The following is a 12,825-nucleotide window of genomic DNA, read 5'->3' as shown; positions in this document are numbered from 1 at the left end:
CGGCCCTGCGCGCCTCGACGCGGAGCCGTGTCGGCGGTGCGCGCCAGCGCCGGCGCGCCGTCGAGCCGCAGAGCACCTATTCACAGTGCAACGGCGTCGTAGCGTCCGTCCACAACCCTTGTGCTCGGGCCCCCACCGCTCTGGCTCCGGCGGGCAGCCTGCAACGTGGAGGTGGTGGAGATGTGCAGCAGGATCCGGAGCACCGGTCCCGGGATGAGCAGGCAGGAGGCCGGGTGATGGGCCTGGGGCGCACCTGGGCGGTAGCCCTGGTGGGGATGCGCGGGGTGCTGGTGGAGGTGCAGTCCGACGACGCCGGGTCCGGCATCCCCGAGGCCACCATCGTGGGGTCGGTGAGCACCGCGATGAAGGAGGCCAAACACCGGGTGAAGGTCGCGCTGAAGCACTCCGGGATGCGGTGGCCGGACAAGAAGGTCGTGGTGAACCTGTCCCCGGCAGATGTGCCCAAGCGTGGCTCGGTCTTCGACCTGGCGCTGGCCACCTCGATCCTGTGCGCGGACCGGCAGATCGAAGCGCCGCTGGCCGAACGGACGGTGCACTTGGGTGAACTGGGTCTGGACGGCCGTGTGCAACCGGCCCGCGGAGTCCTGCCCGCCGTCCATGCGGCGGTACGGGCCGGCTACCCCCACGTGGTGGTCCCACAGGCCAACGCCGCCGAGGCAGCCCTGGTCCATGGCGCACAGGTCACCGGGGTCGGCCACCTGATCGACGTGGTCCGCCACTACGGCGTGCCGATCGACCCCGACCTGGAAGAACAGATCCGCAGCAGCGCTCCGGCGCAACCGCTCAAACGCCCATGCGGCCCACTCGGGCCCCGACGCCGATCTGGGTGACGTGCTCGCTCAGCACCAAGCCCGGCACGCCCTGGAAGTGGCGGCCGCCGGCGGTTACCACCTGCTCATGGAGGGCCCGCCCGGTACCGGTAAGACCATGCTGGCGGCACGGCTGCCCGGGCTGTTGCCGGACCTGGGGGATGCCGACGCCCTGGAGGTCACCTCGATCCACTCCCTGTGCGGGACGTTCAGCCCCGAGGCAGGCCTGATCCGGCGGCCACCGTTCGAGAGCCCGCACCACACCGCCAGCGCGCCGGCGATCGTCGGCGGGGGCAGCGGGACACCCCGGCCGGGGTCGATCTCCCGAGCCCACTGCGGCGTGCTGTTCCTGGATGAGGCCCCGGAGTTTCCTACGCGGGTGCTGGAGACGCTGCGCCAACCCCTGGAGGCCGGTTACGTGAGCCTGGACCGTTCCGGCGCACACACCTCCTACCCGGCCCGGTTCCAACTGGTCCTGGCGGCCAACCCGTGCCCGTGCGGGCATGCGGGCAGCCCGCACAGCAGGTGCACCTGCACCCCGCAGATGCTGCGCCGCTACCGGTCCAGGCTCTCCGGTCCGGTGCTGGACCGGGTCGACATCCAGATCGGGGTGGAACCGCTGTCCCAGGCCGAACTCGCCACCGCCGCCGCCGGGGAGAACACCGAGACGGTCCGTGCGCGGGTACTCCGGGCTCGTGAGCGCACCAGGTCCCGGCTGGAAGGAACCGGCTGGACCACCTACCGGCAGGCCCCGGGCCGGTGGGTTCGTGAGCGCACCGCCGCAGCCGGGCGCCGGTTGACCCGGGATCTGGACCGCGCCCGGGACCGCCGCCAGATCACCATGCGCGGCTATGACCGGGTGCTGCGCCTGGCCTGGACGCTGGCCGACCTGGCCGGGCGGGACCAGGTGTGTACCGAGGACATCGCCACCGCCTTCACCCTGCGGACCCGGGAGCGTCATGGCTGAACAGCGCCCACCCACCCTCGACATCACCGACGAGCGACTGGCGCTGGCCGCCTGGAGCCGCATCGCCGAGTCCGACGACGCCGCAGCCCGCCCGCTGCTGGCCGGCGCCGGCGCCGGAGCGGCACTGGACTGGCTCTACCGCGGGGCCCGGGGCGCTCCGCCCGGCTTGCGGCCCTCACGGGTCTGGGTCACCGCCGCACAGCGGTGGTCGCCCCGGTTGCACAACCTCGATCCGCGCCGGGAGTTGGAGGTGATCGCCCGCCGGGGCGGACGGCTGCTGGTGCCGGGTGAGGAGTCCTGGCCCGTAGCCGTCGATGACCTGCCCGACCCGCCGTGGTGCCTGTGGATGGTCGGCAGTGCTTGTCCGGCCCGGCTGGCCCGGAGTTCGGTGGCGATCGTGGGTGCGCGGGCGTGCACCGACTACGGGCAGCGAGTCGCCCAGGACCTGGCCTACGAGGTGGGCGGGCACGGCGTGACGATCACCTCCGGGGGAGCCTTCGGCATCGACGCCGCGGCCCCACCAGGCGGCACTGGCCGCCGATGCGCCCGTACTGGCAGTGATGGCGGGCGGACTCGACAGGTTCTACCCGAGCGCGAACACCGATCTGTTGCGCCGGGTGGCCGCTTCGGGGGTCGTCCTCGCCGAGGTTCCACCGGGCACCGCCCCGATGCGCTCACGGTTCCTGCGGCGGAACCGACTGATCGCCGCCCTGGGGAAGGGCACCGTGGTGGTGGAGGCGGGGTGGCGCTCGGGTGCGCTGAGCACCGCGCGGGCCGCCAATGACCTGATGCGGCCGGTGGGCGCGGTCCCGGGCCCGGTGACCTCAGCCACCTCGGCCGGCTGCCACCGGTTGATCCGCGAGGCCGAGGCGGTGCTGATCACCGGGGCGCAGGAGGTGCTGGAACTGATCAGACCGGTGGGCACCGTGGACGAGCACGAGCCGGCGGTGCAGCCGGGCCTCCTTGATGATCTGAGCCCGGACCAGGCCAAGGTGCTCGATGCACTCCCGGCTCGAGCCGGCGCCGGATTCGATCCTCTGGTGCGTGCCAGCGGGCTCGCCCCGGCCCAGGTCAGTGCCGCGCTGGGGATGCTCGAACTGGGCGGACGGGTCCACCGGTCCGGGGCGACCTGGAGGCGTAACCGCTGAGCACCTGTTCCCGCTGCTGCAGCCGTGAGTGTGGCCGGTCTCACCGCACCTGAGGAGAACCTGAGGTGTCCTTGAGCCCGGACTGGGGGCGTGCTGAGGGGCCGCTCGTAGTGTCAGGGATGTCGCCACCGGAAGCCTCATCGGCCCGGTGGTGACACCCAGACATCAGTCGGCCGTTACGGCCCGCACACCGAAGGAACTGTCGTGAACAAGCCCCGCAAGAAGAATGCACTCGCCCTGCTCGCCGGTGTTGCCGTGGCTGCGGCCGTGGCCGCCTCCGCTGCCACCTTGGGAGGTGTGAACGCCCAGGAACTGGGTGCCGATTCCAGCGAAGTGGTCGCTCCGATCACCGAGGGCGTCAGTGTCACCTGGGAGACCTCATACGACGCCGGCCAGGGCCACTACGTCGTCGACGGTTTCACGCTGACCCCGACCGGTGCCGAGACCATCCCCGCTGACGCCGAGGTGCAGGTCACGGTGTCCGGCGCCAACGGCGAGGAGTTGGCCGAGTACACCGGCACCGGCGGTGGCTACATGGAGGTGGACGACAGCGACACCATCGTGGCCGCCCACGACGTGTACGGCGCTGCCGTGGTCATCACCAACAACTAGTAGCCCCTGCTACGACCGGATCTCCGGTCCGCCCGCCCAGCACCAGCACATCCAGGAGCACCCATGACGACGAGTCCCCGCCTCGAGCCGGACACCGCCGTCATGGGTGCTCTGCACGTGGCGGACCAGGCGGCAACGCTCGCGGCTCGGCAGCCTGCGCTCGCCGCCGTGGGGCCCGGGCCCGGAGGGACAGAGGAGCCACCAACTCGCGATCCCCGCTCGCGAGCACGCCACCGCGCCTCGGGGGCGGCCCGCCTGCGCACGGTTGTGAGCTGGGTGCTGTTGGCCCTGGCGGTCGTGGCCCTGTGGCCCGCCCAGTTCGGCGGCCTCACCGGGCTGACGATCGTGCACGGCGCGTCGATGGAGCCCACCTACGCCACCGGAGACGTCGTGGTGACCCTTCGGACCGGTTCCTACCAGGTGGGTGATGTCATCTCCTACACCGTGCCCGCCGGGCAGGCCGGTGCCGGTGGCCACGTGATCCACCGCGTCGGCTCGGTCGAGCCGGACGGCACCTACACCACGATCGGTGACAACAGCGAGAACCCGGACGAGTGGGTGATCGCCGACGCGGACGTGCGCGGCAAGGCTGTTGCGGTGCTGCCCCGGGCCGGGATCGTGTTCAGCCCCCAGGTGCTGCCGTACGTGGTCGCCCTTGCCGTGGGTGGGATCGTCACCCTGTTGCTGTGGCGCACTGACGACGACGAGACGGACTCCGGCGGTGAGTCCCCATGACGCCGGCCAGGGTCCCTCGGACTCCGGCCAGGCGGCGAGTGGCGGGATTGCTGGCGTTGCTGGCGGTGTTGATCCTCAGTGGCAGCGTGATCGGCTCGGCGGCGGGCCTTGGTGGAGCCCACCCCCAGCAGATGGGGGCCGGCGCCGTGCAGACCAGGGAACTGGCCGGGCTGGAGATCCAGTACGCCCCGCACTGGGGCGAGGGCGACTGGCGCCTCGGTCCGGTCACCCTCACCGGGGGAGCGGACCGGGGCTTTCCCGCCGGCGACGAGATCAGCATGAGCGTGCACGCCCCGGGGCGTACCTGTGAGGCCAGCACGGTGACCGAGGGCGCGGTGCAGTCGGTGACGCTGACCGAGGACATGAGCGCTCCCGGCTGCGCCATCACCCGGATGGCGCCTCGCGACGTGACCACCGTGGCGATCTCAGTGACCGGAACCGACGGCATCACCCGGACCAGCACCATCGGGAACCTGAGCGGGTCCCTTGCTGCCTTCTCCGGTGCTCTGCTGGACACCGGGCGGGTCATGCACGGCCGGGCCGACACCGAGATCGTCGGTCAGCAGAACCAGATCACCCAGGTCCACCTGAGGCTACCCGGAACCCCGGTGAGCGAGGTCGCCGGCGCATCGATCGCCGTCGTCCTGCCCGGCACCGGGCAGACCCGCGGCACCGTGTCCACTGCCGCCGATGCCCCCGTGCGCGTGCAGAGCGACCCCGGCGGGGGCTCGCTCATCACCCTCGTCACCGACCAGGCCTGGGCCATCGAGGGGGAGGTGGAGGTGCAAGCGCTGCTCGCCACCACCCAGCACCTCAGCGGACCGGACGCTCCTGGTGCGCTCAGCACCACCTCATGGACGGTCACGGCCGAACCGGTGGCGCCGCCGCCGGCGAAGGTGGACCACGCCCTCGAACCGGTCAGCCTGACCCCGGGGCTCGAGTACCACCACACCTGGACCGGTGGCTACAGCAATGTGCTGAACTACTGCCACGACTTCACCGTGACGAACGTCTCCGAGGTCACGGTGCCCGATTGGACCGTGCAGTTCGACTCCTCCCTGGCGCCGCTGTGGGGTGCGAACCCCCAGGTACCGGGAACCATCACCTACAACAACATCGAAACCCGGGCCTACGACGAGCACACCGGCCTGTGGACCCTCGGAGCGATCCATGACTGGCACCGGGTCCTGCAACCCGGGGCTACGCAGCGCTTCGGTTACTGTGCGGAGCGGGTCCCGACCCCGGAGCCGGACCCCTCGCTGTTCGAGGTCTCCCCGGTCCGCGTGGGCGGTGGTGACTGGCACGTCACGTTCACCATCGAGGTCACCTCGACCAGTGAGTTCTATGTGCCCTGGAGCGTGGAGGTCGACTTCGCCGATCTCGTCTGCCCCGCCAGCCTGGCGGACAAACCGTTGACTCTCTACGAGAACGTATCGGCCACCCCGGTGGAGGGCAGCACCACCCGGTATCTCATCGAGGGCGTCCCGGGGGATACCCAACTGGTCTCTCGATATGCGTCCCGGGGGTGTTCACCTTCGCCCACTACGGCCCGGCCCCCGGCTGGCAACTTCCCTGCCCGGAAGGTGAATGACGTGTCTTCTCCGCCACCCCGCCACGGCCCCGGGGAAGCGTTCAGCCGGAACTTCTGCGATATCGTCACAGGAGTCATCGACTGCCCGCCACGTCAGGGCAGTCAGGTTCCGGGGAGCGATGTGGTGCAGGACAGGCGTATTGCCGTCGTCATCGAAGACGATGCCGATATCCGTGAACTGGTGGCGACCGTGCTGGAGCAGGCCGGCTTCGATACCTACTCGGCCGGCACCGGCACCGAGGGTGTGGACCTGGTGCGCCGTCACGAGCCGTTGGTGACCACCCTGGACGTGAGCATGCCCGGGATCGACGGGTTCGAGGCCGCCAAGCGGATCCGCGCGGTGAGTGACACCTACATCGTGATGCTCACCGCCCGCACCGAGGAGATCGACACCGTAGCCGGCCTGCAGTCCGGGGCCGACGACTACCTCACCACCAAGCCGTTCCGCCCGCGGGAACTACGCGCCCGGATCGAGGCGATGTTGCGCCGGCCCCGCGAGATCCACTCGGGCGCAGCACCTACCGGGACCACCCCGGAACACTCCGGTGGCCTCGGAGCCAGTCCGCCGACGCCTGCCGTGGGGGGCGGGGCGAACGCCGGATCGGCGTGGCTGGACCACCACGGCCTGGCACTGCATCCGCAGATGCGCCTCGTGAACCTGCACGGGGCGGAACTGGACCTGACCCGGAGCGAGTTCGACATCCTGCACGCCCTGCTGGAGGGGGGCCGGCGGGTGATCAGCAAGGCGGATCTGGCGCTGATGCTGCGGGGTGAGACCTACCTGGGCAGCACCGCCTACATCACCGAGCAGGATGAGCGCGCCATCGAGGTGCACGTGGCCAACCTGCGCCGCAAACTTGGGGAGCGACCGGCCCAGCCCCGATGGATCGAAACCGTGCGCGGGGTCGGTTACCGGCTCACCGCTGCCTGAGCATCGACCTCATCCGCCCCGACCAGGACGATAGCGGTCTCGGCGCCTGCTGCGGAGCGGACCGCGCCGGTCTGGGCCCGGTCCAGGAGGTCCCGGGCGCTCAGGCCCGGGACGCTGACGCACACCCCCACCCCGACGATGACGGTCGCAGCCGTCGCAGCAGCATTGAACTCATCGAGCACCCGCTGGGAGATCTGCCCCGCGAGGCGCTTGGCCTGGTTTGCGCCCAGCACCGGGGCGCTGATCACCACGGTGGCCGGGTCGACTTGACCGAGCAGGGCAGACAACGGCACTGCGGTCTGGATGCCCTCACGCCAGCGCGTGGCGACCTCCTCGACGGCGCGGTTGCCGAACGCGGAACGAATCTGCTCCAGACCACTGGTCTGGAGGACGATCACGGCGAGCCGCTCCCGGCGCTGCTCGGCCCGGTGCAACTGACCCTGCAGCACACCTTCGAAGGAGCCCGGGCCCAGGAACCCGTCCCGCACCTGGGTCAGGGTGATGTCGGCACCTCGTGCGGGTCGGGCTCGATCCTGGGCGCGTAGCACCGAGAGAGAGACCACCACCGAGATGGTCAGCGCGATCGTGATCACGGAGGTCGGGGCGGTATCGAACCATTGCAGGAAGAGTTCCGACTCCGGCCCACGGGTGAGGAAGACCCAGGTGCGGGCGATGTAGTACAGACACTGAACGCCCAGCGCGGCGGTGATGCCCCAGGCTGTGGCCGTGGTGCCGAGCGCGCCCCGGCGGGCCTCGATCGACCCCAGTCCGGAGAGCACGAGCAGTGTCAGGAACATCACCTCGGCGCCCGCCCAGGAGCCTCCGGCGGGGCCCTGGACCAGCGTGCTGAGCAGCGTCGTCACCGCGAGTAGCCCCACCAGGGCGACGCCCGGGGCCATTGGGCGGCCGTTGTAGACCCGACCGCCCACCCACATGCACCCGGTGGTGACGACGAAGGCGGCGTTACCCACCGCGGCGGCCACCCACGCGCCGGCGAGGAACTCCCAGCGAAGAAGTAGGTCATCACGGCCAGGATCCCCGCCATGAACGACAGCGCCCACACTCGTGCCGCCCGGTTCCTGGCGTGCAACGCCGTGTCGGTCAGGAACGCGATGCCGGAGACCACCACCACCAAGGCCGTCACCAGGCTCATCGTGGCTGGATCCAACCAACTCATCATCGCTCCTCGTGCGTTGGGCTCGGGTGTGCGGAGCCGGTCGCCGCCGCAGATGGTGCTCCGGTAGCCGGCCCTGGTACTGCGGCGGGGAGCCGCACAACGAACGTGGCGCCCTCGTCGGGGGTGCTCTGCACGGTGATGTCGCCGCCATGGGCACGCGCGATATCCCTGCTGATCGGCAACCCCAGACCGCTACCGTGGGTGGAGGTGTTGCGCACCCGGTCGGAGCGGAAGAACCGGTCGAACAGCAGCGGGAGTTCCTGTTCGGAGACTCCGGGACCGTCATCGCGCACCACGATCCACGCATGCGTACCATCGCTGGTGACACCCACGGCGATCCGGCCACCGTCGCGGCCGTACTTGATGGCGTTGGAGATCAGGTTGTCCGCGACCTGCCGGATCCGGCCGACGTCGATGCGCGCCCAGGTCGGTTCCACCCCGGTGGCATCGATCCGCATCTGTCGGCTCCGGGCTTGGTCCGAAGCCGCTTCGATGGCGGCGCCGACCACCTCGGACAGGCTCTCCGGGACCGGGTTCACCGTCAACGCGATGCCTTCCCGGGAGTGGGCGGAGGTGGTGAGGATGTCGCCGATCAGGGTGAGCAGCCGTCCAGCATTGCGTTCGGCGATCTGCAGGCCACGGCGGGTGCCGGCCGGCAGGCCGTCCGTCTCGGCCGCCAGTTCCAGGAACCCCAGGATGGAAGTCAGCGGGGTGCGCAACTCGTGGGAGACCGAGGCCACGAGGTCGGCACGGGCGCGCACCGCCAATTCCTCAGCGGTGGCGTCACGGCTGACCATCACGATGCCCACGTCCTGTCCCCGCCAGTCCTGCAGTCGGCGCGTGGTCGTCTCCAGTGCTCGGCGGTCCCGGCCCGGCGCTCCGTACCAGTGCAGTTCCCGCTCCACCGTTTCCCCGCGACCGGCTCGCGCGCTCGGCTGGTCGTGCGGATCCATGGGTGTGTACCCGTCAGCCCGGTAGAGCTTCTCCCCAGCGTGCTCGCGCAGTGCCTGCAGCCCGTGATGGGCTTCGTTGGCGACCACCACCCTGCCGTCGGCACCGTAGACGACCACCTCGAAGTCCACCGCATCCAAGACGTCGGTCACCAGGTCTTCCTGTCGTCGCGCACGTTCCACCGCGTGTTGCAGTGACTGTGCCTGGCCCTGGAGCAGATCTTGCTGTGCGCGAACCCGTCGGCTCACCAACTGGGTGATGACGGCCAGCGTCGCGATGACCACCGGTCCCAGCGCAGCCGAGGTGGGCGTCGCACCGGTGTCCCGGAGGGCCACCAGGCCCCAGTAGGCCACGGCGATCGACACGAGCATTCCGAGGGTGGCCGCCAGTCCGAAGGACCACGCGGTCCAGATCGCCGGGAAGATCCACAGCAAGCCCAGGTCCGCCGCCGGGCTCGATTCGCGCAGCATCCCGATCGCGGCCGCGTTGAGAACCGGTAGCAGTATCCGCAACAACTTCGGGTACCGCGGCCAGTTGACCAGCAGCGCAGCCGCGCAGGTAACGAAGGTCACCGCCAGGGAGATCACCAACAACGTGGGGTAGCGCACCATCCCCGAGAGCACCACCAAGGTGGCGGCCAGGAGCATCAGCGCCGCCAGCAGCATCTGCACCAGGATGAGCGTGCGGGTCGACTCACGCGGACCACCTGGGGCGCGCTGACCCCCGTTGCTCCCGGTTCTCATCCCCCGACGTTAGCGTGGATCGGCTCGCGTCCTTTGCGGCTGGCGGTGTCGGGTGCACGGTGGTGCCCGGGCCCGTGGCACAGTGTGTGGATGGGCACCCAGGAGCGGACGAGGGAGGCAGAACGGCCCGGGGATGTACGATGCTGTCGGCGTTCGCCGCCCACCTGCGGGCTCAGCGTGGGCTGTCGGAGCACACCGTGCGGGGCTACCGCGGGGACGTCGTCTCACTGCTGGCCACACTGGCCCCGACCGGTTCCGACCCCGAGGCGACCGACCTGGCCGGTCTGGACCTGCTCGCGCTGCGCAGTTGGCTGGCTGCGCTGTCGGCGCGCGGTCACGCCCGGGCCAGCATCGCCAGGCGGGCGGCGGCATCGCGCACCTTCACCGCCTGGGCCGTGCGTAACGGCTGGCTCGCCGTCGACCCCGGGCCGCGGTTGCTGGCACCCCGGGCCGATCAGGTGGTCCCGCACATCCTCACCGAGGAGGAGGCCGTCACCCTCCTGCGCACCGCCGGGGAACTGGCACAGGACGGTGAGCCGGTGGCGGTGCGCGACTGGGCGGCGCTGGAATTGCTGTACGCCTCCGGTCTACGGATCAGCGAGCTGGTGGGTCTGGACATCACGCACGTGGACTTCTTCGTGACCGCCTGGTGCGGGTGCTGGGCAAGGGCGCCAAGGAACGCATGGTGCCCTTCGGGGTGCCGGCATCGCGGGCGCTGACCCGATGGCTGCACGTGCGCGCAGAACTGGCGACGTCGGTGGCGGGTGACGCGCTGTTCGTGGGTGTGCGTGGCGGACGGGTCGATGCGCGACAGATCCGTACCGTGGTGCACCGGCTCACCGCGCTGGCCGGGGTGCGTGACCTGGCCCCGCACGGGTTGCGCCACTCGGCGGCGACCCATCTGCTCGACCACGGATCGGATCTGCGCTCGGTCCAGGAGGTGCTGGGGCACTCCTCGTTGCAGACCACCCAGCGCTACACCCATATCTCGGCCGAGAGATTGCGTAGCGCGTTCCATCAGGCCCACCCGCGGGCCTGAGGGTCACCCCGGCAGCGGGTACAGCCTGATGGTGACCGGTGCGGAGCCCACCAGGAGAAGCGGATCCAGGTAGGTGTCCGGGCCCGTGCGTGCGCCCCAGTGCAGGCAGGACTCAACGCAATGCGCTCCGGCCTCGCCCACTCCCACATGACCGATCACCTGCCCGGCGTGCACCTGCTGGCCGGCTCGCACCAGTGGATCCAGCGGCTCATAGGTGGTGCGGATGCCGTCTGGGTGGTCGATGGAGACCACGGTGCGGTCCGCCACCGGCCCGGCGAAAGCCACCACTCCGGCTGCGGCGGCGTGCACCGGTGCGCCGACCCCGGCACTCAGGTCCAGTCCGCGATGCCCCGGCGACCACACCTGAGCGGGTGGCTCGAAGTGGCGCAGGACCCGTGGTGGTGGCGGTACCGGCCAGCGGTACTCCAGCACTGGGTGCGCCTCGGAGGCCGGGCCGGCCCGCGTCGTCTGCGATTCGCCGCCGGCGGCCGGCCCGGGGACTGCTTCCGGTGCTGCCGGGGTGAGGCCGGACCAGGGCGTGGTGAGCGCCAGTGCCACCAGGGCCACGGCCCCGGCGCCCGCGGCGATCGTACGTACACCCATCCGGACCTCCTACCGCACCCAGCATCGCCGCAGGCCCTGCCACCCACCCCCGACCCCGCTTCGACTGTGGAGCACCGGTCCGCGGCGGCCGGCCTGTGGATGATGCTTGGCGCAGCGTGAGCAGCGTGAGCAGAGTGAGCAGCGTCTCAGTGCCCGCTGTCTCCGGGCGGGCCCCTGGGCCTGGTGTGGTGGCGCCGATCGGGTAACATGGGCCCCGCAGTCGGTGGGTCTGCAGGCTTGTCCTGCGACGAACCGGCTGACATCGCGCGCTCACGCTCCCGCTGTGCGGGGGTCTCGTGGCGAGGTCCGGGACGAAGGTCGCGGTGCCGCGAGGCCGTGAGCACCAGGAGTAGCCACCAGTACCGGTGGCCACGAACAACCGAACTGTGCGTCCTCGCGGCGCACCCGATCCGCGGCCTGTGCGCCGCGGGAGGAGGAACACAGCCATGGCTGTTGTCACCATGCGCCAGCTCCTTGAGAGCGGCGTCCACTTCGGCACCAGACCCGCCGGTGGAACCCGAAGATGAAGCGTTTCATCTTCACCGAACGCAACGGGATCTACATCATCGACCTGCAGAAGTCCCTGCAGGACATCGACCGCGCCTACTCCTTCGTCAAGGAGACCGTGGCCCACGGTGGCACGATCCTGTTCGTCGGCACCAAGAAGCAGGCCCAGGAAGCGGTCGAGGAGCAGGCCACCCGGGTTGGCATGCCCTACGTGAACCAGCGTTGGCTGGGCGGCATGCTGACCAACTTCGGCACCGTCTCCAAGCGCCTGCAGCGGCTGAAGGAGTTGGAGGAGGTCGACTTCGACGACGTCGCCTCCTCGGCCTACACCAAGAAGGAACTGCTGATGCAGCGCCGGGAGAAGGACAAGCTCACCCGGACCCTGGGCGGCATCCGCGAGATGGCCAAGGTTCCCTCGGCGGTGTGGGTGGTGGACACCAAGAAGGAGCACCTGGCCGTCGCCGAGGCCCGCAAGCTCAACATCCCCGTGGTGGCCATCCTGGACACCAACTGCGACCCGGACGAGGTCGACTACCCGATCCCGGGCAACGACGACGCGATCCGCGCCGTCTCCCTGCTGACCCGGGTGGTGGCCGACGCCGTCGCGGAGGGCCTGATCGCCCGGCACGGTGGTGACAAGGCCGAGGGTGCCGCAGCCGAGGCCGAGCCGCTGGCGGAGTGGGAACGCGAGTTGCTCGCCACCCACGAGGCCGAGCAGTCCGGAGCCACCTCGGTGGCCGGCGCCGAGCAGCCCGACCCCGAGGTCGAGGCCGCCCAGCAGGTTGCCGGTGCCACCAACGAGGCCGAGGATGTGGCCGCCGTGGCCGAAGAGGCCGGGGTCACCCCGGCCCCGGCCCCGGAGCCCGCGCAGGCCGAGACCGCCGAGGCCCCCGCGGCCGGAGCGACCGAGACCGGCCCCGCCCAGGAGCAGGCGTCCACCGAGGACGCCACCCCTGCGGACGAGGCCTGAGACTCCACTACCACCGATCTG

Annotated in this window: 11 protein-coding genes and 2 pseudogenes; 10 read left to right on the top strand and 3 right to left on the bottom strand. The window is 70.6% G+C overall.

All coding sequences use genetic code 11. The features are described from left to right. The first annotated feature begins 182 nt into the window (after window positions 1-182). The 7 genes and pseudogenes from ACRRRO_RS20940 (at window position 183) to ACRRRO_RS20910 (ending at window position 6,814) form a co-directional block, all read left to right on the top strand. Entirely contained in the window at window positions 183-851 is a 669-nt protein-coding gene (locus tag ACRRRO_RS20940; RefSeq protein ID WP_434080798.1) for a magnesium chelatase domain-containing protein, read from the top strand. 1 nt (window position 852) lies between these two features. Beyond that, window positions 853-1,797: a YifB family Mg chelatase-like AAA ATPase gene (locus ACRRRO_RS20935; RefSeq protein ID WP_434080797.1), complete on the top strand. Its 945-nt coding sequence runs from the start codon at window positions 853-855 to the stop codon at window positions 1,795-1,797. Further along, a pseudogene (locus ACRRRO_RS20930) lies at window positions 1,682-2,266 on the top strand (DNA-processing protein DprA); the annotation flags it as partial. The gene ACRRRO_RS20935 and the pseudogene ACRRRO_RS20930, both read left to right, overlap by 116 nt. Window positions 2,267-2,357: 91 nt before the next feature. Beyond that, on the top strand, window positions 2,358-2,945 hold the full coding sequence (locus ACRRRO_RS20925; protein ID WP_434080796.1) for a DNA-processing protein DprA: 588 nt from the start codon (window positions 2,358-2,360) through the stop codon (window positions 2,943-2,945). A gap of 204 nt (window positions 2,946-3,149) precedes the next feature. Continuing rightward, entirely contained in the window at window positions 3,150-3,557 is a 408-nt protein-coding gene (locus tag ACRRRO_RS20920; RefSeq protein ID WP_424788387.1) for a hypothetical protein, read from the top strand. A 63-nt stretch (window positions 3,558-3,620) separates the two neighbouring features. Further along, complete coding sequence (locus ACRRRO_RS20915; RefSeq protein WP_424788386.1) at window positions 3,621-4,292, top strand: signal peptidase I; 672 nt, start codon at window positions 3,621-3,623, stop codon at window positions 4,290-4,292. A gap of 38 nt (window positions 4,293-4,330) precedes the next feature. Next, entirely contained in the window at window positions 4,331-6,814 is a 2,484-nt protein-coding gene (locus tag ACRRRO_RS20910) for a response regulator (protein WP_434080795.1), read from the top strand. Here ACRRRO_RS20910 and ACRRRO_RS20905 read toward each other — a convergent pair. Then, on the bottom strand, window positions 6,793-7,875 hold the full coding sequence (locus tag ACRRRO_RS20905) for a diguanylate cyclase domain-containing protein (RefSeq protein WP_434080794.1): 1,083 nt from the start codon (window positions 7,873-7,875) through the stop codon (window positions 6,793-6,795). The two genes, ACRRRO_RS20910 and ACRRRO_RS20905, sit on opposite strands and share 22 nt — an antisense overlap. A 115-nt stretch (window positions 7,876-7,990) precedes the next feature. Continuing rightward, on the bottom strand, window positions 7,991-9,685 hold the full coding sequence (locus tag ACRRRO_RS20900) for a sensor histidine kinase (protein WP_424797266.1): 1,695 nt from the start codon (window positions 9,683-9,685) through the stop codon (window positions 7,991-7,993). A gap of 140 nt (window positions 9,686-9,825) precedes the next feature. Between ACRRRO_RS20900 and ACRRRO_RS20895 the strand changes: the two genes are divergently transcribed. Together ACRRRO_RS20895 and ACRRRO_RS20890 are read left to right on the top strand one after the other, a co-directional pair. Continuing rightward, window positions 9,826-10,404, top strand: coding sequence for a site-specific integrase (locus ACRRRO_RS20895; RefSeq protein ID WP_434080793.1), 579 nt, complete (start codon window positions 9,826-9,828; stop codon window positions 10,402-10,404). Then, window positions 10,368-10,724 carry a tyrosine-type recombinase/integrase gene (locus ACRRRO_RS20890; RefSeq protein ID WP_434080792.1) on the top strand — a complete coding sequence of 119 codons (357 nt, stop codon included), beginning with the start codon at window positions 10,368-10,370 and terminating at the stop codon, window positions 10,722-10,724. The genes ACRRRO_RS20895 and ACRRRO_RS20890 overlap by 37 nt, the downstream gene beginning before the upstream one ends. A gap of 3 nt (window positions 10,725-10,727) precedes the next feature. Here the strand turns inward: ACRRRO_RS20890 and ACRRRO_RS20885 are convergent, their stop codons facing one another. Beyond that, window positions 10,728-11,327 (bottom strand): M23 family metallopeptidase, encoded by a 600-nt coding sequence (locus ACRRRO_RS20885; RefSeq protein ID WP_424797264.1) that lies wholly within the window; start codon window positions 11,325-11,327, stop codon window positions 10,728-10,730. A gap of 446 nt (window positions 11,328-11,773) precedes the next feature. On the opposite strand from ACRRRO_RS20885, the pseudogene rpsB reads away from it, so the two are divergent. Beyond that, window positions 11,774-12,804: pseudogene (gene rpsB / locus ACRRRO_RS20880) on the top strand (30S ribosomal protein S2). The last annotated feature ends 21 nt before the right edge of the window (window positions 12,805-12,825 follow it).

It is taken from the genome of Sanguibacter sp. Z1732 (assembly GCF_051020515.1).
In the GTDB taxonomy this organism is placed as follows: domain Bacteria; phylum Actinomycetota; class Actinomycetes; order Actinomycetales; family Beutenbergiaceae; genus CALKWS01.
The sequence above is the reverse complement of the archived record's forward strand: the minus strand, read 5'-3'. Positions and strand labels throughout refer to the sequence as shown.